Here is a 19,717-nt window from a genome sequence, read left to right as displayed (position 1 = left end):
CGATACGCCTCTGCTGCCCGTCCGGGGATTCCCCGGGCGGGCAGTACGTTTCCCTGACGGTGCCGATCCCCCCGCCGCTATCCTCGCCGCATGTCGATGCCGCCGCCGAAGCAGCCGGGCTCAAATCCGTACCAGAACCCCCCGCAGGGCTCCGGGCCCGTTCCCCCGCCGGGCCCGCCGGGACCGATACCGGGCCCGCCGCCGGCCGGCGGTTACGGTGCCCCGGTGCCACCGCAGCACAACCCCTACGCCCAGCCCTCGCCCGGCGCTCCTGCCGGCCCCTACGGGGCGCCGCAGCCGCCGTACTACGGTCCCCCGCAGCAGCCAGGCGCCGCCCCCGCGGGCGGGCCGCGCGGCGGAGCGGGCCGGGCCGTGCTGTGGGCGGTGGTCGGCGCGGTCGTGGCGTCCGCAGCCTGGGCCGGCGGGGTGCTGGTACTCGGCAAGGACTCGGGCAAGGCCGACCTGCGCGGCTACACCAGCAAGAGGAACCTGTGCGACAGCTCGGACCTGACCGCGTTCAAGACCACGTACCCCAAGCCCGACAAGAGTCCGACCTCGTACACCAGCGACCGCCCCTCCATGGTGCAGATGTACTGCAGCGAGAGCCTGGACAAGGAGGACAGCTCCTCCTCCGACACCAGCTACTCCTACTCCTACGTGTCCATCGAGGCGGACCTGCACCGCAAGAGCGACCCCGGGCCGGAGTTCGGCGACCACTGGAAGAGCTTCGAGGACCACGGCTCGGCCCCGGACGACAAGTACACGACCACGGCGGTGGACGGTTTCGGGGACGAGGCCTATCTGGTCACCCAGGACACCGTCATCAGCGCCGGCGAGGGAGAGAGCGGCAGCCGCCAGGTGGTGCTCGCCGTGCGCGACGGGTGGATGACCTTCACGCTGTCCTGGAACGGCTACGCCTCCTCGCTCGACGAGACCGACGACAAGATCCCCACGGTCGAGCGGGCCACGGACTGGGTGAAGGCGGCCACCAAGGCGACGATGCCCAAGCTCAAGTAGCCCGGGCGGGCGACACCCGGGCCGGCGGCGGCCGCCCCGGCGGGGTCAGGTGCGGGAGCGGGCGGCGCGGGCGATGGTGACCACGGCCTTCTCCAGGGCATACGCCGGATCCGCGGCGCCGCCCTTGACGGCCGCGTCGGCCTCCGCGACCGCGCGCAGCGCCACCGAGACGCCCTCCGCGCTCCAGCCGCGGATCTGCTGCCGCACCCGGTCGATCTTCCACGGCGGCATGCCGAGGTCCCGGGCCAGCTGACCCGGGTTCGCGCCCCGCGGGGCCGACGCCAGCTTGCCGATGGCGCGCACCCCCGAGGCCAGCGCGAAGGTGATGCCGGGCAGCGGCTGCCCCACCGACAGGGCCCAGCGCAGCCGCTCAAGCGCCTCGGCCGTCCGCCCGGTCACCGCGAGATCGGCCACCTCGAAGCCGGTGGCCTCGGCGCGGCCGGTGTAGTAGCGGGCGACCACCGCGACGTCGACGGTGCCCTCGGTGTCCGCGACCAGCTGCGCGCAGGCGCTGGCCAGCTCCCGCAGGTCGCTGCCGATGGCGTCGACGAGTGCCTGCGCCGCCTCGGGCGTCACGGACCGGCCGAGCGTGCGGAACTCGCCGCGTACGAACGCCAGCCGGTCGGCCGGCTTGGTCATCTTCGGGCACGCCACCTCGCGCGCCCCCGCCTTGCGTGCCGCGTCCAGCAGCGCCTTGCCCTTGGCCCCGCCGGCATGCAGCAGCACCAGGGTGATCTCCTCCACCGGCGCGGCCAGATACGCCTTCACGTCCTTGACCGTCTCCGCGGACAGATCCTGCGCATTGCGCACCACGACGACCTTGCGCTCGGCGAACAGCGACGGGCTGGTCAGCTCCGCCAGCGTCCCCGGCTGCACCGCCTCCGGCGCCAGATCCCGCACATCGGTGTCGGCGTCCACCGCCCGCGCGGCCAGCACCACTTCCCGCACGGCGCGGTCGAGCAGCAGATCCTCCTGCCCCACGGCGAGCGTGAGCGGTGCGAGCGGATCGTCTTGAGCGGTTTTCCTTGCCATCGCGGCCCAGCATCCCACGCGGCTGTGACAGCCGTGCCGGAGCCCGGGTCCCCCGCGGCACAATGTCCGGGTGACCGACGTACGCCATGTCCTGGTGCTTCCCGACCGCGACGCCGCCGAGGAGGTCGCCGCCGATCTGGCCGAGCGCTTCCCGCTCGCCGAAGAGCCCCGGCTGGTGCGTGACGCGCTGGCCGGCGAGGACGACGCGGAGGACGCGCAGTGGCTGGTCGTCGTCGAGGATCCCGCGGCCCGGCTGGAACCCGCCGCCCTCGACGCGCTCGCCGCGGCGCACGACGGGTGGCTGGAGTAGCCCCGTGCCGCCTCGCTCCGCACGAGCCCCGCTTCGCACGCGCCCTGCTCCTCATGCGTCCGCCGGCGCGGCGCCGGTCGGGACGGCGGTCGCCGCCAGGAGCAGGGCGAAGCCGAGCACGCCGAGGCCGAGCAGGCGGCCTGCGTAGAGCACCAGGATCGCGACCAGGCCGCTGCCGACGGCGTTGGCGACCCCCGTCACCAGGCACAGGCGGCGCAGCCGGCGGTGCCGCCACAGCCACCGGATGCCTTCGGCGACGTCGTGGCGCAACGAGCCCGGCGGCGACCCCGCTTTCCTCGGCCGGAAGTCGCCGGCCGTCAGCGCCACCAGGGCGGCTGCCACCGCGAACGACCCCGCGTCCACCACGAAGGGCAGCGTCGCCCCGATCCCGAACAGCACCGCGCCCAGCGGGGTGCCGAGCAGCGTGTCGCTGATCTGCGCGCTCGCCTGGAGGCGGGCGTTGGCCCTGCCGAGCCCGGACGGCGGCACGAGCGCCGGGACGACGCCGGACCAGGCGCCGTTGTAGAACGTCTGCCCGCAGCCGAGCACGAACCCGGTGACCGCGAGCAGCAGCACCGTGGCCGTGCCGGTGTACACCGCCACGGCCAGCACCCCGACCACTGCCGCACGTAGCGCGTCCACCACCCACAGGATCCGGCGCCGGTCCGGCCGGTCGGCGAGTGCGCCGGCCGTCAGGCCGAGCAGCAGCCACGGCAGTTGCTCGGCCAGCGAGACGGCGGCGACCTGCCGGGGGTCGTCGGTGAGGCGGTTCGCCAGCAGCGGCAGGCGATGAAGCGGGTGCCGTCGCCGAGGGAGGAGACGGTGACCGCGGCCCACACCACCCTGAAGCGCCGGGTGGCGTCCCCGGCGGTCGCCCCTCGGGCCGGGGCGGGGCGGTCGAGCGATTTCGCATGCGCGGGCCTGGGCGTGGGTGCGGTTGCTGGCGTTGGCCCGGGCGCCGGGCGGTCGCGCCTCGGGGCGAACGGGACGCGCCACCGCGCCGGTGTGGGCTGGTCGCTGCTCGACACGGCTGTTCTCCCTCCTGGGGCCGGGTGTTGGTGCGCGGTCTCGCGGTCGTGGGGTGGTGGGGGTGGGTGGGTGGTGCGGTGGGTGCGGGTGCGGGTGCGTCGTGGCTGGGCACGCAGTTCCCCGCGCCCCTCAGCGGGGCCGCCCGGGGTGGTGCGTCGACCGCGGCGCCGTCGTGGTTGCGCGCGCAGTTCCTCGCGCCCCTCAGCGGGGCCGCTTGCCGTGGGGCGGGGGGTCGTGCTTCTCAGGGGGTGGTGTCCGGGAGTGGTGCGGGGAGGGTGCGGGTGTGGGGGACGGGGGAAGGGAGGAGCCAGAGGACGCCGAGGGTGGCGGCGAGGGTGGCTGTCCACAGGGCCGGGCGCAGCCCGATGGTCGAGCCGAGGAAGCCGCCGGCCAGGGCGCCGATGGGGCGGACGCCGTAGTTGACCGTGCGGAATGCGCCGGAGACCCGGGAACGCAGCGCGTTGGGGATGACGGCGGCCTGCAGGGAGCCGGCGGCTATGTCCAGCAGCATCACACCCAGGCCCGAGAGGAACTCCGCCGCGAAGAAGGCCGTCAGGATCAGCGGGGTCGGACCGCCGGCCAGCGGGACGAGGACGAGGGGGGCGGGGAAGGCGACCGCGCCGACCGTGAACGCCGGGCCGACGCCGATCGTCCGCACGACCCGGCCGCTGACCGCCGCACCGAGCAGGCTGCCGACGGCGCCCGCGCCGATGACCACGCCCAGCGTCCCCGCGTTGAGGCCGAGTTCGTCGACCGCGTAGAGGACCAGCAGGGTGTGGAAGGCGAAGTTGAAGAGGTTGATGGTCGCGACGCAGGCGAGCATCGCCCGCAGCAGCGGGGAACGGGCGATGAAGCGCAGGCCGGCCGTCAGCTGGCCCTTGCCGCGCTCGGCGGCGGGTGGTTCGACGGGGGCTATTCGGGACAACTGCCAGGCCGAGACCAGATAGGACGCCGCGTCGGCGAGCAGCGCGAGGGGCGCGGCGAGGACCTGGACCAGGACACCGCCCGCGCTGGGCCCGGCGACGAAGGCGAAGGCCCGGCTGCCGCTGGTCAGCGAGTTGCCCGCGACGTACTGCTCGTGGGAGACCAGCGACACGAACAGCGTGGCGTTGCAGACGTCGAAGGCGACCGCGAGCGTGCCGACCCCGAACACGACGACGCACAGCTGGGCGAAGGTGAGCGCCCCGAACGCGTAGGCGACCGGCAGGGACGCCATCAGTACCGCCCGGGCCAGATCCGCGAAGATCATGGTCTGCCTGCGCCTCCCCCGCCGGTCCGCCCAGGCTCCGCCGGGCAGCGAGAACAGCAGCGCGGGCAGCAGCCCGGCGAAGCGCAGCCAGCCCATGCCGGTGGCTCCGACGTGCAGCACCAGCACGGCCGCCAGCGGCACGGCGAGGATGGTGACCTCGTCGCCGAGCAGCGAGACCGTCTGCCCGGTCCAGTAGCGGCGGAACTGCGGTTCCTGCAGCAGGGCGGGGGCGCGGGAGCCGAGCGAGCGGACCGCGGTGGGGGCGCTCACGGCTGCTCCGGCGCGTGGCCGGGGTCCGCGGCCGGTCCCGGGGCGACGTAGGCGACGTTGAGGTAGGCGATACGGCGGGCGCCCTCCGGCCGCAGCTCCGGGTTGTAGTTGCGGCCGATGAACTCGCCCACCACAGCCTCCAGCCGCTCGCCGAGCGCGATCAGCTCCTCCGGGGTGAGGTAGAGCGTCGCGTCGGTGTAGCGCTCGGCCTGCTGCCATTCCGCGGGCAGGGTGTGGCGGACCTCCAGCGCACGCATCATGCGGTGGAGCTGGTTCTCGGCGACCGCCGCGTTCAGCGCCTCGGCTGCGGAGGTGACCGCGGGGTCCTCCGAGTAGTTCGGCCAGTCCGTGGTCGCGGCCGTGGCCCGCCACGGCTTCTCCCGGCCGGGACCGCCCGGGTCGGCCTCCTCGACCAGGCCGTACTTGGCCAGTATCCGCAGGTGGTACGAGCAGCTGGCGACGGACTCGCCGGTCAGCTCCGCGGCCCGGGTCGCGGTGAAGGGCCCCTCCAGGCGGAGCAGGCCGACCAGGGTCATGCGGGTGGGATGGGCGTAGGCGCGCAGGGCGCGCGGGTCGCTGAGGTGGACCTGTGGTTCCCATGGCTTCTCTGTCATGTATATCAAGCTAGCTTTCTAAAGGGTTCTTTACAAGGACTTCTTTATAAGCAGACCTTGAGAAGGGTCGCGAGCCCGGCTCATGGCGAGCCCGCCGATACCGTCCGCAGCCCGGCCGGCCCGTTACCGGCGACCGCGATCGGCCCGTCGGTGTCGGTGCGCAGCACCGTCGCGCCCAGCGCCCGCAGCGCGGCGACCGTGCGCGCGGCCGGGTGGCCGTAACGGTTGTGGGCGCCCACCGAGATCAGCGCCAGGCGCGGCCGCGTCCGGGCCAGGAGCGCCGGGTCCTGGTAGCCGCTGCCGTGGTGGGCGACCTTCAGCACGTCGACCCGCGACAGGCCCGGCTCCGCGTCAAGCACCTCCTGCTGGGCCACCGGTCCCAGGTCCCCCGCCAGCAGCAACGTCAGGCCGCCGGTGCGGACCAGCAGCGCCACGCTCGCGTCGTTCGGGTCGTCGTCGGGGAGGGCGTCGGCGGACGGCGGCGGCCACAGCACCTGCCAGGCCAGCGGGCCCGTGTGGCGCTGCTCCCCCGCGCTCGCCCGCAGCATCGGCACACCCGCGGCCGCTGCCTCCCGGCGCACCCGGGCCGCCTGCGCCACCGGCTCGTCCAGCACCGTCGTCTCGATCGCGCCGACGCTGCGGCCCCGCAGCACGCCGGGCAGGCCGTCCGCGTGGTCGGCGTGGAAGTGGGTCAGGATCAGCAACGGGATCGTGGTGACCCGCAGATCGCGCAGGCAGCGGTCCGCCAGCGCCGGGTCCGGCCCGGTGTCGACCACCACGGCGCTGCCCGGCCCCGCCGCCAGGGCCAGCGCGTCGCCTTGCCCGACATCGCACATCGCGAACCGCCAGTCGTCCGGCGGCCATGCCGTGACGAGACCCGGCAGCGGCAGCGGGCGCACCAGCGAGAGGAGCAGGAGCAGCGCTCCTGCCAGCGCCGGCCACGGTCTGCCGACCAGCGCCTTGCCGCCGACGGTCAGCGCCACCGTCAGCACCGCGAGCAGCGCCGCGCCCGGCCACCCGCCGGGCCAGCCGATCTCCGCCCCCGGCAGGGCCGCGCCGTGCCGCGCGACCACCACGATCCACCGGGTCGGCCAGCCCGCGGCCCACGCCAGGGCCGCCGCGGCTGCCGGGGCGAACGGTGCCGTCGCCAGCGCGCAGAACCCCAGCACCGTCGCCGGCGCCACCGCGGGCTCCGCCAGCAGATTGCACGGCACCGCGACCAGGCTGAGCCGCGCCGACAGCACCACGATCAACGGACCGCACACCGCCTGCGCCGCACCCGCCGCGGCCAGCGCCTCGGCGAGCCGCGGCGGCACACCGCGGGAACGAAGGGCCGCGCTCCAGCGCGGGGCCAGCGTCAGCAGCGACCCCGTGGCCAGCACGGACAGCGCGAAGCCGTAGGACCGTGCGACGGCCGGGTCGTAGAGCACCAGCAGCAGGACGGCACCGGACAGGGCAGGCAGCAGCGAGCGGCGGCGCCCGGTGCCGATCGCCAGCAACGTGATCAGCCCGCATGCCGCGGCCCGCAGCACGCTCGGGCTCGGCCGGCTGACCAGCACGAAGGCCGCGGTCAGGCCCACGCCCAGCACTGCCGTCAGGCGCAGCGGGATGCCGAGGGCGGCGGCCAGGCCCCGGCGCTCCGCCCGGATCGCCCGGGCCGGCGGGCCGATCAGCAGCAGCAGGACGATCGTCAGGTTCGCGCCCGACACCGCGGTCAGGTGCGCCAGATCCGTCGCCCGGAAGGCGTCCTTCAACTCCGGCGGGAGCCTGCTGGTGTCGCCGATCACCAGTCCGGGCAGCAGCGCCCGGGCGTCGGCCGGCAGTCCCGCGCTCGCCGTGCGCAAGCCGGCGCGCAGCCGGGCCGCGACGCGTTGCGGTGCACTGGGCCCGGTCACGATCCTGGGCGGGCCGGTGGCGTGCAGCACCGCTGCGGCGGTGTCGCCCCTGCGGGTCGGCGGGCTCAGGCGGGCCCGCACCTCCACGGTGGTCGACGGCAGCAACCGGAGCCATTTTTTCTGGTCGTGAGTGGCCATCAGGACGACCGGGGCGCGGGTCCTCGTCGCCCCGACCCGGACGGTGTCCGCGGTCACCACGACGGTGCCGGTCAGGCCCGGGGCCGGCGGGTGGGTGGCGAACGGGTCCGCGGTGATGCGCAGTTCTATGGGGACCGCGGGTGCCCTGTGGGCGGCCAGTTGCGGAACCGGGCCGCGGTGGCGGTCGGCGTCCGCCAGCGCGGCGGCGGTGGTGGCTGTCGCCACGGCCAGGAGGGTGGCTGCGGTCGCGGCGGTGAGCCGCGCGGTTCCTGCCCGGGGGGTGGGGCTTGTCCTTGCCCTTCCCTTGGCCCCTGGCCTTGCCCTTGCCCATGCCCTGCGGGCCGGCGCTGTTGCCGCCAGCGTGACGGCTGCCGCGATCGCGACGGACACGAGGATGGCTGTCGCGCCGACGGTCGGGGTCAGGGCTGCGGCCGCCCATGCCGCCAGGGCCGGCGGCACCAGCCGGTAGTCGGGCGGCCCGTCCTGGTGCGGATTCGACGCCCCCAGCCGGGACGCCGCCGCCGCGTGCACGGGCGAGCGGGCGCGCGGTTGTTCGTCGGGTGGGGCCTGGCCCTGGCAGGCCGGGCCCGGCTCGGCGCGGGTTGCGTCATCGGGTGACGGTCCGTCGGGGTTGCTCGCGCCGTTCCCCGCACCCCTTCCGGGGCCCACCGTCCGCTCCCACGCTTGGGGTGCGTCCGGGCTGGGCGCGCCGTTCCCCGCACCCCTTCCGGGGCCCACCGTCCGTCGTGACACTTGCGGTCCGTCGGGGTTGCTCGCGCCGTTCCCCGCGCCCCTTTCGGGGCGCACCGTCCGCTCCCACGCTTGGGGTGCGTCGGGGCTGGGTGTGGTGTTCCTCGTGGGCCTTCGGGGCGGCGCTGGGCGTTTTTTGGGGCGGGGGTGGCTGGTGGGGGTCATGGGTGGACCAGGGGTTTGAGGGTGGTGAATTTGTGGTCGCCGATGCCGGGGACCTGGCGGAGTTGTTGGAGGGTCGTGAAGCCGCCGTGCTGGGTGCGGAAGTCGAGGATGTGCTGGGCCAGGACGGGGCCGACGCCGGGGAGGGCGTCGAGTTGCGGGGCTGTGGCCGAGTTGAGGCTCAAGGGGGTGCCCGGGGGCGCGTCGGTGGTGGACGTGGTGGATGCCGCGGGCGGGGTCAGGCCGACGAGGAGCTGTTCGCCGTCGGCGAGGGGGCGGGCCAAGTTGAGGGCCGTGGTGTCGGTGCCCGGGAGGGGGCCGCCGGCCGCGACCAGCGCGTCGGCCACCCGGGAGCCCGCGGGGAGCCGGCGTAAACCCGGGCGGGCGACCTTGCCGGCGATGTCGATCGTCAGGCTCGGCGCCTTCGTGGCCGCAACGGGGGCCGGGACTGCGGCGGGCGGCAGCGCGGCGGGGACGCGGACCGCGTGCGGGCGGCCCGAGACGTAGTGCTGGACGGCGAGCCCCGCGCCCACCAGCAGGACGACCGCAAGTGCCAGCACCGTGCGGAATTCCAGGCCGCAGCGCAGCAGCAGCCAGGTGCGCAGACCGCCGAGCCGCCCGCTCGACGGCTCGGGCGGTGACGGCGGCGGGGACGGGGGCGGGGGCGGGGGCGGAACTTGTGGCGCGACCGGCGGCGGGGACGGGGGCGGTGGGGACGGGTCGTCCGGGGTGCCGAAGATCGCGGAGGCGCGCTCACGGGCGAGCGCGGACCTGGCCTGCGCTGCGGCGGCCCGGCGGCGCGGGCGGACAACGGTGATCGGGCCGGCCGGGCCCAGCGGGTTCGTCGGGTTCATACCGATCATCGTGGACCGGCTCCCCCGCCCCGCGATGATCTTGGTCCGCAACCTGTGGATAACTCACCGGCTGTGGACAACCCCGCTCAGTGCGGTGAGATCACCACGCCCAGCAGCCCCGGCCCGGCGTGCGCGCCGATCACCGCGCCGACCTCGCTCACCACCAGGTCGTCCAGGCCCGGCACCCGCTCGCGCAGCCGGTCCGCGAGGGTCGCGGCGCGGTCCGCCGCGGCCAGATGGTGGACCGCGAGGGCCACCCTGCGGGTGCCTGCCTGCTCGACCACGATCTCCTCAAGGCGGGTGATCGCCTTCGAGGCGGTGCGGACCTTCTCCAGCAGCTCGATCCGCCCGTCGGAGAGCCGCAGCAGCGGCTTCACCGCCAGGGCGGAGCCGAACAGCGCCTGGGCGGCGCCGATCCGGCCGCCCCTGCGCAGGTAGTCGAGCGTGTCGACGTAGAAGTACGCGGAGGTGTCCGCGGCCCGCTTCTCCGCCGCGGCGACGACCTCGTCGGCCGTACCGCCCGCCTCCGCGGCCTCGGCGGCTGCCAGCACGGTGAAGCCGAGGGCCATCGCGACCATGCCGGTGTCCACGACCCGGACCGGGACGGGGGCTTCCTTCGCGGCGACGAGCGCCGCGTCGTAGGTGCCGGAGAAGTCGGCGGACAGGTGGAGCGAGACGATCTCCGCCGCCCCGGAGGCGGCGGCGGCCTCGTAGGCGGCGGTGAATTCGAGCGGGCCGGGCCGGGAGGTGGTGACCGGACGGCGGCGCTGGAGTGCCCGGGCGACGGCCGGAGCGGAGATTTCGGTGCCCTCTTCCAGGGCCTCGTCGCCGATCACCACGGTGAGGGGCACGATGGCGATCTGGTGGCGGATCAGGGCGTCACGGCCGAGGTAGGCCGTGGAGTCCGTGACGATGGCGACGTGCGGGGGCATGTCCGGGAGATTACCCGGCGTGCGCGCCGGGGCGACAGCTTGGGCCTCGGGCGGGGCGCCCCCGCGCGGCCCGCAGCGGTCCGGCGCGCACACGTGACCACCAGGTCGCGGCCTATGCCGCCCTATCCAACCGCGGCCGCACGCGCGGGGCGGAACGGCCCGTGGCCGCACGCGCGGCGGACGAGCGCCCGTGGCTGAACGCCCCGCGCAGGCCCCCCGCCCGCCGCGCAAGCCCCCCGCCCCACGCCCCGCGGAAATCCTTACGCCAGCCAGGATTTGAGCCGCGGGGTCGCCGGGCGTTCGACGAAGCGGTGGACCAGCCACGCGGCGGTCAGCATCGCCGCGACGAGGGTGACGGCCAGGACCCGGGCGTCGACCCGGCCGTGGGTGTGGCGGATGACCTCCCAGCCGAGGTTCTCGTGCAGCAGGTAGAGCGGGTACGTCAGGCCGCCGGCCAGCGAGAGCACCCGCCAGTTGGCGAAGTCCAGCCGGCCAAGCGCCGCGGCCAGCAGCAGGGCGTAGCAGGCGGTGACCACTGCCAGCGATATCCCCCAGGACAGGTCGCCGCGCACCGACCGCTCCGAGTGCGCCACCAGGCCGACCAGTGCGTTCTGCGCGCCGAGCCAGGACGCGCCCAGCAGCAGCCACAGCACCGGACGCCGGGTGCCGAAGCGGCCGATGAGGTGGATGACGACGCCGCCGACGAAGAACGGGGCGTACTGCGGGACGGCCAGCACGCTCACGAAGGTGAGGTGCAGCGCCGGTGCGATGGCGGCGGCCAGCAGCCACGCGGCGCAGAAGCCGACGACGCGGCGGTAGGTCAGGCCCATGGCCGCGACGATGCCGAAGAGCAGGTAGAAGCGCAGCTCCACCCACAGTGACCAGTACACGCCGTCCACGTCCCGCAGTCCCATGGGCTCCTGGAGCATGGTGAAGTTGGCCAGGACGGTGTTCGGATGGAGCTCCCAGCCCCCGGGACGCAGCACCATGACCGCCGAGGTCACGGCGATCGCGAACCAGTACGCCGGGAAGAGGCGTACGAAACGGGAGACGGCGAACTGCCGGAGGGTGCGCCCCCAGCACGACAGGCAGATGACGAAGCCGCTGATCAGGAAGAAGAGTTCCACGCCGAGCCAGCCGTAGGCGGCGACGGAATGCGCGGTCGGGAAGACCGTGGCGGTGGACGCCCCCCAGGGCGAGCGGAACCAGTCGTCGTAGCCGAGGTAGTGGAACGCCACGACCATCAGCGCGGCGAGGAGCCGGAGTCCGTCCAGGACGTACAGCCGCCGCGGCCGCTGCGGGCGGGTTCCGGGCGGCGCGGGCTCCGGTGGGGCGTCGCCGCGGGGGACGCCTTCATCGCAGGGGCCGTCTTCGCGGCGGAGAGCGTCTTCGTGGGCAACAGCGCTGTTCATCGGGCCGGAAACCTCCGCCATGGGCGTGCGCACAGCCGTGCGCGGGGCCGCAGAGCCCCTTCCTTGTTTCCCGACGATCGATGCGGGGTTCACGGCCACGGCCCGCGAGTGGCGCCCGTGCCGGCGGGCGGGCGGGCCGGACGGGGTCCGGATCCACCACCTCGCAGGGCCTATTCGCCCGGCGAGGGCAGCTTCGGCGGCTGCGCGGGGGTCCAGTGGCGGAGGGCGGCGGACTCGATGGCGATCTGGTCGGTCAGCGCGGCCAGGTCGTCGGTGGTGGCGTGGTGGGCGCGGTCCTGGGCGGCCCAGCGCAGCGAGTCGGCGGAGTGGGTGACGTGGTGGACGCGGGTGGTCAGCTCGGGGAGGCGGGCCGCGACACGGGACTTGTCGGGCTCGCGTTCGAGCAGTTTGAGCTCGCCGTCCAGGGCACGCGCGTGGTCGTTGAGGCGGGCCAGCAGTGCGGCGGCCTCGGCGAGGGCGGCGTCGTCGGGATGGCGCTCGTCCAGGGCGGCGAATGTCGCGTCGATGGCGGTTCTCAGGTCGATCCGCAGCTGGGCCACCTCGCCCCCGACACCCGGTGTCGTGTAGCGGCGGGCCTTGAGCTGGGTGTCCTCGACCAGCCTGCGGGCCTGGGCCGTGCCGCGGGCCACTCCGCGCTTGACCGCGCGGACGGTGCGGAAGGTGGCGATCGTGGCGAGCGACGCGAAGATCAGCACGAGCAGGAGGACGATGATGCCGGCGGTTTCCACGGGCGGCTCCTCCTGGGGGTCTGACGGTCCCGGGAGCCCTTGGGGCGGCCGGGACGCGGCGAGCTGCTTCCTCCACGGTAACCGCAAGGGGCAGGCCGGTGGAATCCGGCGGATCCCCCGGCCTGCCCCTAAGGGGTGGGCGTCCTCGGACGGCGACGCCGGCCGGCGTCAGACGACGATGTTGACCAGCTTCGGCGCCCGGACGATCACCTTGCGCACCGCCGCACCGCCCAGGGCCGCCACCACAGCGGGATCGGCCAGGGCCAGCGCCTCCAGGTCGGCGTCCGGGATGGTCGGGGGAACCTCCAGGCGCGCCTTGACCTTGCCCTTGATCTGGACGACGCAGATCACCGCGGGGTCCTGGGCCAGGGCCGGGTCGGCGACCGGGAAGCCGGCGCCGGCCAGGGAGGTGCCGTGGCCCAGCCTGGACCACAGTTCCTCGGCGATGTGCGGCGCCAGCGGGGCGATCAGCAGCACCAGCTGTTCGGCGACCGTGCGCGGCACCGGGGCGCCGGACCTGGTCAGGTGGTTGTTCAGCTCGGTGATCTTGGCGATGGCGGTGTTGAAGCGCAGCTCGGCCATGTCGGTGCCGACACCGGCGATGGCCTTGTGCAGGGCGCGCAGCGTCTCCTCGTCGGGCTCGGCATCGGAGACGGTGACCTCGCCGGTCGCCTCGTCGACGACATTGCGCCACAGCCGCTGCAGCAGCCGGTACTGGCCGACGACGGCACGGGTGTCCCAGGGGCGGGAGACGTCCAGCGGGCCCATCGCCATCTCGTACAGCCGCAGCGTGTCGGCGCCGTATTCGGCGCAGATCTCGTCGGGCGTCACCGCGTTCTTCAGCGACTTGCCCATCTTGCCCAGCAGCCGGCTGACCTGCTCGCCCTCGTACCAGTAGGCGTTGTCCCGCTCGTCGACCTCGGCCGCGGGGACGGCGATACGGCGGGCGTCGCGGTAGACGTACGCCTGGATCATGCCCTGGTTGTACAGCTTGTGGAACGGCTCGAAGGACGAGACGTGGCCCAGGTCGTACAGCACCTTGTGCCAGAAGCGGGCATACAGCAGGTGCAGGACGGCGTGTTCGGCGCCGCCGACGTACAGGTCGACGCCGCCGGCCGGCTGGCCCTCGCGCGGGCCCATCCAGTACGCCTCGATGGCCGGGTCGACCAGCCGCTCGCTGTTGTGCGGGTCCAGGTAGCGCAGTTCGTACCAGCACGAACCCGCCCAGTTGGGCATGGTGTTGGTCTCGCGGCGGTAGGTGCGCGGGCCGTCGCCCAGGTCCAGTTCGACGGTGACCCAGTCCGCGTTGCGGGACAGCGGGGTCTCGGGCGAGGTGTCGGCGTCGTCCGGGTCGAAGGTGCGCGGGCTGTAGTCGTCGACCTCGGGCAGTTCGACGGGCAGCATCGAGTCGGGCAGGTCGTGCGGGACGCCGTCCTCGTCGTAGACGATCGGGAAGGGCTCGCCCCAGTAGCGCTGGCGGCTGAACAGCCAGTCACGCAGCCGGTAGTTGACGGTGCCCTCGCCGATGCCGCGCTCGCTCAGCCAGGTGGTGACCGCGGCCTTGGCCTCGGTCACGCCCAGGCCGTCCAGCGAGATGCCGGCGCCCGAGGAGTTGACGATCGTCGCGTCGTACGACACGAAGGCGTCGTCCCAGGTGGCGGGGTCGGTGCCGCGGCCGTCGGTCGGCTCGACCACGCAGCGCATGGGCAGTTCGAAGGCGCGGGCGAAGGCGAAGTCGCGGGTGTCGTGGGCGGGGACGGCCATGATGGCGCCGGTGCCGTAGCCCATCAGGACGTAGTCGGCGATGAAGACCGGGACGGGCTCGCCGCTGACCGGGTTGACGGCGAAGGCGCCGGTGAAGACGCCGGTCTTGTCCTTGGCCTCCGCCTGCCGTTCCACGTCGGACTTCGTCGCGGCCTGCTTGCGGTACGCGGCGACCGCGTCGGCGGGCGTGCCGTGTCCGCCGGTCCACGCCTGGTGGGTGCCCTCGGGCCAGGCGGCGGGGACGATGGCCTCGACCAGCTCGTGCTCGGGCGCCAGCACCATGTACGTCGCCCCGAACAGCGTGTCCTGGCGGGTGGTGAAGACGGTGACGGCGGCGTCGGTGACCTGTCCCCCGGTGCTGTGCATGGGGAAGTCGACCCGGGCGCCTTCGCTGCGGCCGATCCAGTTGCGCTGCTGCAGCTTGATCGCCTCGGGCCAGTCCAGCGCGTCCAGGTCGGTCAGCAGCCGGTCGGCGTAGGCGGTGATCCGCATCATCCACTGCCGCAGATTGGCCTTGAAGACCGGGAAGTTGCCGCGCTCTGAGCGGCCTTCCGCGGTGACCTCCTCGTTGGCCAGCACGGTGCCCAGGCCCGGGCACCAGTTGACCGGAGACTGGGCGGCGTACGCCAGCCGGTGGGTGCCAAGCACCTCGGACTGCTCGGCGGCGCTCAGCTCGGCCCACGGGCGGCCCGAGGGGGTGGCGCGGGTGCCGTCGGCGAACTGGGCGACCAGGTCGGCGATCGGACGGGCGCGGTCGGCCGCCTGGTCGTACCAGGAGTTGTAGATCTGCAGGAAGATCCACTGCGTCCAGCGGTAGTAGTCGGGGTCGATGGTGGCGAAGGAGCGGCGGCGGTCGTGGCCCAGGCCCAGCCGGCGCAGCTGCGCCCGCATGGTGACGATGTTGGCCTCGGTGGAGGTCCGCGGGTGGGTGCCGGTCTGCACGGCGTACTGCTCGGCGGGCAGCCCGAAGGCGTCGAAGCCCAGGGTGTGCAGCACGTTGTGCCCGGTCATGCGCTGGAAGCGGGCGTAGACGTCGGTGGCGATGTAGCCCAGCGGGTGGCCGACGTGCAGTCCCGCCCCCGAGGGGTACGGGAACATGTCCATGATGAATTTCTTGGGCCGGGCGGCCAGCTCCGGGTCGGAGTCCAGGTCGCCGGTCGGGTTCGCCGCGTCGAAGGTGCCGTCGGCCTCCCAGCGGTCCTGCCAGCGGTGCTCGATACCGGCGGCCAGCTGTGCGGTGTAGCGGTGCGGCGCAGCCGTCTCGGCGGCCGGGGTGGTGTCGCTCATCGTCCTCGGTACTCCATCGATGTCATGACGGCTGCTGCGGCCCGTCGCTGCCAGTGGCCCTGCCTGCGGCACAAACAAAAAAGCCCCTCACGCAGGAGGGGTGCCGCACTGACGTCTCTCGTGGTCAGCGCGGCTCGCTAAGCAGGAGGCTCACGGCTCGCATGCGCTCAGGTTACCGCAGCGGGTGCGGCCCCCGCACCGGTGAACGGTGCGGGGGCCGCGGGGTTCGGCTGTTCTCGGCGGCCGGGTACTCCCGTGCGCGGCCGCCTGCCGGGCTAGTGCCGGTTCTTGGGCGGCAGCGACGAGGTGACGTAGCCCTTGGCGGGCGTGCCCACCCCGGTGACGTCGTCGTAACCGACCGTGGCGTGCAGCGACGCGTCCGCGCCGAGCGTCCGCAGGGACACGATGGTGCCCTCCGAGGCGTCGAACGTGTTCGCGTAGTCCACCCGGACCACGGCGAGGCCCTGGCCCTGGCCCAGCGGGTGGTCGGTGACGTCGTGGTAGACCGGCGTCCCGTACTTGTCGTAGATCAGCGGGTTCGCGAAGCCGATCGCGATCCCGTGCCTGGCCTCCTGCGAGAGGGCCTGGACGCCGGCGATGACCGGGGCGGCCAGCGACGTGCCGCCGATGCGGTACGTGCTGTACTGCAGCGACCCGTCGGGGTACGACTGGGTCTGGCCGACCAGGAAGCCGGTGTTCGGGTCGGCGACCGCGGCGATGTCGGGCTCGACACGCTGCTTGACGGTGCCGCCGTTGGCGAGCGCCAGCGAGTCGGGGACCACACCGCGCTGGTAGAACGGCTGGTCGTAGAGCTTGCTGGTGCCGCCGCCCGCGCCGGAGGTGTACGGGCCAGGGAAGCCCGTCCAGGTCTTGCCGTCGGCGGACAGCGGGGCGCGCTCGGTGCCCCAGCCGGTCTCCCACTGGTACTTGTCGTTCTTGCCGACCGCCAGTGAGGTGCCGCCGACGGAGGTGGCCCACGGGGAGTTCCCGGGAGTGTCGGCCTGCTTCACACCGGTGGACGCGACGTTGTCGCCCGCGTCTCCTGAGGAGAAGTAGAAGCCGATGCCCTCGACAGCGCCCAGCTGGAAGACCTGGTCGTAGGCCGCCGCGATGTCCGGCGTCTCGTTGGCCTCGACGTCGCCCCACGAGTTGGAGACGATGTCGGCCAGGTGGTTGTCGACGACCTTGTTCAGGGCGTCGAGCAGGTCGTTGTCGAAGCAGGAGGCGCCGCCGACGTAGACGATGTTCGCGTCGGGGGCGACCGCGTGCACCGCCTCGACGTCAAGGGTCTCCTCGCCGTACCAACCGCCGGCGTCGCAGTCCACGGTGCTGTTGTAGTCGTCCGGCAGGACCTGGGTGAGCTGGCCCTTCTTGTACTTCTGGCCGCCGGTGTCCTTGGCGTAGCGGGCCGCGTCCTGCGCGATGTACGGCGACGCGAAGGCGTCGGTGATGGCCACCCGCACACCCTTGCCGGTGTACTTGCCCGCGCCGTAGGCGGCACGCAGCTGGTCGCCGGTGTAGCCCTGGATGGCGTAGGGAGCCTTGCCGCCGTAGGCGTCGGGGAGCTTCTTGTCGGTCTTCGAGCCGTAGTACGTGGAGAACGGCCCGGCGTTCTTGAAGACCGCGCCCGGCGGGGGCAGCTCCTCGTCGTGGCTGGACTTCTTGGGAGCCGTGTCCAGGCCGGTGACGGTGAGCACCGCGCCGTTCAGCGAGGCGGGGGCGCTGGCGTTGCCGGTCGGGGCGCGGTAGGTGTGCCCCGACTTGTTGTAGTTGTGCAGCTGGGTGCCGAACGCCTTCTCGGCCGCCGCCACGTCACCGGTGACGGTGAGGTAGTGGGCGTTGGCTCCGGTCACCTTCAGGCCCGAGGACGTCAGCCAGGCGGTGACCTCGGCGACCTGCGCCTTGGTCGCGCCGTACGCTGCCTGCGTCTGGGAGGCCGTCAGGTAGTGGCCGTACGCAGCGGAGTCCGGGTCGGACACGGACTTCGCGTAGGCCGCGAGGCCCTTGGCGTCCTTGCCGGCCAGATACACCCGGACCGTCACCTTGGCGGAGTCGGCCGTAGCGCCCTTGTCCGCCTGGGCGGTGGCCCACTGCGGTTTGGTGCCGGACAGGAGCTGGCGTCCGGCGGACGGGTCGGCCGACGCGGACTGGGTGCCAAGCGCGAGCGCGCTGGCGACCAGCGGCAGCGCGGCGGCAGCCACAAGTCCCCTGCGCGTCCTTCTGCGCTCAAATCTCATGTAACCCCCATGCGAAGCGAGTTGTCGCGTTAGTCGCGTTGGTCGCACACTGCGGTGTCGCCGCTATGCGTACACGCCGTACCGCAGAGCGATACTCTTCCGCTGATCAGTTCATGCCAGGGGCACGAAACTCCCAAGAGCAGGTCAAGGAACGGTCGGCTCCACCTGTTGGCGATCACCGTGCGAACCGACGTTAGCAGCGCGGGAGTTGTCCCGACAGAGGGCGAAGTCCCGCCCCGGCGGGGTATTCCCGCCGGTCACGGCACGCCGAGCCGGGGTTGCTTGACAGAACGGCGGGCGCGTACGACTATTCATGTGTCACGACATACATGTCGGGGCACAGACTCTCTGGACTAGGAGGCACCCGATGGGTGGTATGAGGCAGGCGGAACTGCTGCGCTACCTCGTGCTCGCCGCTCAGCGCGAGGGCAACCGGCAGCTCACCGCCCGGCTCGCCGAGATCGACCTCACCCCGGCCCAGTCCGAGGCGCTGCGGATCCTCGCCGACCACGGCCCGCTCGCCCTCACCGGCCTCGGCGACATGCTGGTCTGCGACAGCGGTACGAATCCCAGCCGGCTCGCCGACCGCCTCGTCACGGCGGGCCTGGTCGAACGCGGCGTCGCCGCCGAGGACCGCCGCCGGATCATTCTCGCCCTCACCCCGACCGGCTGGGCCGCGAACGACGCGGTACGGAAGATCGAGAACGAGTTCTACGAGTTCCTCGACGCGGCGGCCGCGCAGGTCGACGTGTCCGCCGTGATCGAGCTGCTGCGGTTCGTCTCGGCCGGGTCGCCCGCCGCCCGGGCACTGCAGAACCGCATCGACGCGCAGGGCGGGTGAGCGCACCGCCCACCGCCCGGCCCGCAGAAGCACCTCAGTAGGTCCTCATCACCCCGTCGCACCACCCCGTCGCACCACCCCAGAAAGGCAGTCCCATGACCTCCACCGCCACCGGCGCCCGTACCGTCCCCTTCAGCCGCGCCCAGGTCCACGCCCTGCTGCTCGACGCGCTGCGGCTGCCCGAGTGGAACCCGGCGTTCCTGGCCATCGCCGGATCCCGCACCCCCACGGTCGGCGAGGACTACGACCTGCGGACGCTGCCCAACCTGCGGGGCACCTTCCGCTACACCGAGATCACCGCGGACCGCGTCAGGATGGAATGGACCGTCCCCGGCATGCGCGAGCACTGCGAATGGGTGCTGCGCGACACGGGCACCGGCACCCGGGTGGACCACGCCGTCACCCGCTCAGGACCGCTCGCCGCCGTCCTGCGCCACTCCCTCGCCGACCTGCCCGGCCTGCGGCTCGACCGGCTCGCCGAGACCCTCCCTTCGGCGGCCGCCGCAACGATCGGCGCCTAGTGTCGGCAGCGGGGGGACCGCCGCCGGGGGCTTCGCAGGGAAGGCAGGGCCGATGACGTTCCGCGACCTCCATCACGAGGGCGAACTGCCGCTGCTGCTGCCCAACGCCTGGGACGTCGCCTCCGCGCCGGCCATCGACGCCGCCGTCTCCGTCGCCACCTCGGTGCGCGGCGGGGCGACCCCGCAGAAGGCGACGCCCTACCCGACGATGCAGGAGCGCCTGGTCCGGCACCAGGAAGGCCGCTGAGCCGCCGTCAGAGGTGCGACAGGACGTTGACGACCCGTCCGTGCGGGTCCCGCACGAAGAAGCGCCGCACCCCCCACTCCTCGTCCTGCACGGGGTGCACGATCTCCGCCCCGGCGGCCCGCACCGCCTCGTAGACCGCGTCGACGTCGTCCACCTCCACGCTCATGTCGGCGACGACCGGCGCGGTCAGGTCGGCGGCCAGGAAGGTGATCTGCGCCTGCGGGTTCGCGGGCGACGCCAGCGTCACGACCCACCCCAGATCCATGGCCTCCTCGAAGCCGAGCAGCCCGTAGAAGCCGCGGCTCGCCGCCACGTCCTCCGACCGCACGTTGGGCACCACACGGCGAACGCTCACGACCACTCCCGATCCGTACTGTCGACGATCCCCCGGACATATACCCCGGACC

General features: G+C 73.5%; 17 protein-coding genes. 5 read left to right on the top strand and 12 right to left on the bottom strand.

Annotated features, from left to right (window positions below; all coding sequences use genetic code 11):
- Positions 1-225: 225 nt before the first annotated feature.
- Positions 226-1,017, top strand: coding sequence for a hypothetical protein (locus tag OG702_RS24995; protein ID WP_327291172.1), 792 nt, complete (start codon positions 226-228; stop codon positions 1,015-1,017).
- 45 nt (positions 1,018-1,062) lie between these two features.
- Here OG702_RS24995 and holA read toward each other — a convergent pair whose 3' ends face one another.
- On the bottom strand, positions 1,063-2,049 hold the full coding sequence (gene holA / locus OG702_RS24990) for a DNA polymerase III subunit delta (RefSeq protein WP_327291171.1): 987 nt from the start codon (positions 2,047-2,049) through the stop codon (positions 1,063-1,065).
- A gap of 70 nt (positions 2,050-2,119) precedes the next feature.
- Between holA and OG702_RS24985 the strand changes: the two genes are divergently transcribed.
- Positions 2,120-2,359, top strand: coding sequence for a hypothetical protein (locus OG702_RS24985; protein WP_327291170.1), 240 nt, complete (start codon positions 2,120-2,122; stop codon positions 2,357-2,359).
- A gap of 51 nt (positions 2,360-2,410) precedes the next feature.
- On the opposite strand, the gene OG702_RS24980 is transcribed toward OG702_RS24985, so the two are convergent.
- The 10 genes from OG702_RS24980 to OG702_RS24935 all read right to left on the bottom strand — a co-directional run bounded on the left by OG702_RS24980 (position 2,411) and on the right by OG702_RS24935 (position 17,701).
- Entirely contained in the window at positions 2,411-3,196 is a 786-nt protein-coding gene (locus OG702_RS24980; protein ID WP_327291169.1) for an MFS transporter, read from the bottom strand.
- Positions 3,197-3,629: 433 nt separating this feature from the next.
- Positions 3,630-4,907: an MFS transporter gene (locus OG702_RS24975; RefSeq protein WP_327291168.1), complete on the bottom strand. Its 1,278-nt coding sequence runs from the start codon at positions 4,905-4,907 to the stop codon at positions 3,630-3,632.
- The gene (locus OG702_RS24970; protein ID WP_327291167.1) at positions 4,904-5,521 is read right to left on the bottom strand and encodes a winged helix-turn-helix domain-containing protein; all 618 of its coding nucleotides are present in this window, start codon (positions 5,519-5,521) and stop codon (positions 4,904-4,906) included. Before OG702_RS24970 ends, OG702_RS24975 begins: the two co-directional genes overlap by 4 nt.
- Positions 5,522-5,601: 80 nt before the next feature.
- Positions 5,602-8,061: a ComEC/Rec2 family competence protein gene (locus tag OG702_RS24965; RefSeq protein ID WP_442814732.1), complete on the bottom strand. Its 2,460-nt coding sequence runs from the start codon at positions 8,059-8,061 to the stop codon at positions 5,602-5,604.
- A 404-nt stretch (positions 8,062-8,465) separates the two neighbouring features.
- Positions 8,466-9,320 (bottom strand): ComEA family DNA-binding protein, encoded by an 855-nt coding sequence (locus OG702_RS24960; RefSeq protein ID WP_327291166.1) that lies wholly within the window; start codon positions 9,318-9,320, stop codon positions 8,466-8,468.
- A gap of 86 nt (positions 9,321-9,406) precedes the next feature.
- The gene (locus OG702_RS24955; RefSeq protein WP_327291165.1) at positions 9,407-10,252 is read right to left on the bottom strand and encodes a DegV family protein; all 846 of its coding nucleotides are present in this window, start codon (positions 10,250-10,252) and stop codon (positions 9,407-9,409) included.
- A gap of 260 nt (positions 10,253-10,512) precedes the next feature.
- Positions 10,513-11,664, bottom strand: a complete 1,152-nt coding sequence (locus OG702_RS24950) for an acyltransferase family protein (protein ID WP_327291164.1) — start codon at positions 11,662-11,664, stop codon at positions 10,513-10,515.
- A gap of 170 nt (positions 11,665-11,834) precedes the next feature.
- Positions 11,835-12,413: a hypothetical protein gene (locus OG702_RS24945; protein WP_327291163.1), complete on the bottom strand. Its 579-nt coding sequence runs from the start codon at positions 12,411-12,413 to the stop codon at positions 11,835-11,837.
- A 168-nt stretch (positions 12,414-12,581) separates the two neighbouring features.
- On the bottom strand, positions 12,582-15,464 hold the full coding sequence (gene leuS, locus OG702_RS24940; RefSeq protein ID WP_327291162.1) for a leucine--tRNA ligase: 2,883 nt from the start codon (positions 15,462-15,464) through the stop codon (positions 12,582-12,584).
- 275 nt (positions 15,465-15,739) lie between these two features.
- Positions 15,740-17,701: a S53 family peptidase gene (locus OG702_RS24935; RefSeq protein WP_327291161.1), complete on the bottom strand. Its 1,962-nt coding sequence runs from the start codon at positions 17,699-17,701 to the stop codon at positions 15,740-15,742.
- Positions 17,702-18,068: 367 nt separating this feature from the next.
- Here OG702_RS24935 and OG702_RS24930 point away from each other — a divergent pair, with 367 nt between their 5' ends.
- From OG702_RS24930 to OG702_RS24920, 3 genes are all read left to right on the top strand, one after another.
- Positions 18,069-18,542 (top strand): MarR family winged helix-turn-helix transcriptional regulator, encoded by a 474-nt coding sequence (locus OG702_RS24930; protein ID WP_327291160.1) that lies wholly within the window; start codon positions 18,069-18,071, stop codon positions 18,540-18,542.
- Between the two features lie 95 nt (positions 18,543-18,637).
- Positions 18,638-19,063 (top strand): SRPBCC family protein, encoded by a 426-nt coding sequence (locus OG702_RS24925; RefSeq protein ID WP_327291159.1) that lies wholly within the window; start codon positions 18,638-18,640, stop codon positions 19,061-19,063.
- Between the two features lie 52 nt (positions 19,064-19,115).
- Positions 19,116-19,310, top strand: coding sequence for a hypothetical protein (locus tag OG702_RS24920; RefSeq protein ID WP_327291158.1), 195 nt, complete (start codon positions 19,116-19,118; stop codon positions 19,308-19,310).
- A 7-nt stretch (positions 19,311-19,317) separates the two neighbouring features.
- Here the strand turns inward: OG702_RS24920 and OG702_RS24915 are convergent, their stop codons facing one another.
- Positions 19,318-19,665, bottom strand: a complete 348-nt coding sequence (locus tag OG702_RS24915) for a VOC family protein (RefSeq protein WP_327291157.1) — start codon at positions 19,663-19,665, stop codon at positions 19,318-19,320.
- Between the last annotated feature and the right edge of the window lie 52 nt (positions 19,666-19,717).

Origin of the sequence: Streptomyces sp. NBC_01198 (assembly GCF_036010485.1) — a bacterium.
GTDB lineage: Bacteria > Actinomycetota > Actinomycetes > Streptomycetales > Streptomycetaceae > Actinacidiphila.
This window is presented reverse-complemented; position numbering and strand designations above follow the sequence as displayed.

Bases quoted from the DNA above. Each gene is read 5' to 3' on its own strand.
- OG702_RS24930 (WP_327291160.1), top strand. From the start codon at position 18,069: ATGGGTGGTATGAGGCAGGCGGAACTGCTGCGCTACCTCGTGCTCGCC.
- OG702_RS24970 (WP_327291167.1), bottom strand. From the start codon at position 5,521: ATGACAGAGAAGCCATGGGAACCACAGGTCCACCTCAGCGACCCGCGC.
- OG702_RS24960 (WP_327291166.1), bottom strand. From the start codon at position 9,320: ATGAACCCGACGAACCCGCTGGGCCCGGCCGGCCCGATCACCGTTGTC.
- OG702_RS24955 (WP_327291165.1), bottom strand. From the start codon at position 10,252: ATGCCCCCGCACGTCGCCATCGTCACGGACTCCACGGCCTACCTCGGC.
- OG702_RS24925 (WP_327291159.1), top strand. From the start codon at position 18,638: ATGACCTCCACCGCCACCGGCGCCCGTACCGTCCCCTTCAGCCGCGCC.
- leuS (WP_327291162.1), bottom strand. From the start codon at position 15,464: ATGAGCGACACCACCCCGGCCGCCGAGACGGCTGCGCCGCACCGCTAC.
- OG702_RS24935 (WP_327291161.1), bottom strand. From the start codon at position 17,701: ATGAGATTTGAGCGCAGAAGGACGCGCAGGGGACTTGTGGCTGCCGCC.
- OG702_RS24950 (WP_327291164.1), bottom strand. From the start codon at position 11,664: ATGAACAGCGCTGTTGCCCACGAAGACGCTCTCCGCCGCGAAGACGGC.
- holA (WP_327291171.1), bottom strand. From the start codon at position 2,049: ATGGCAAGGAAAACCGCTCAAGACGATCCGCTCGCACCGCTCACGCTC.
- OG702_RS24920 (WP_327291158.1), top strand. From the start codon at position 19,116: ATGACGTTCCGCGACCTCCATCACGAGGGCGAACTGCCGCTGCTGCTG.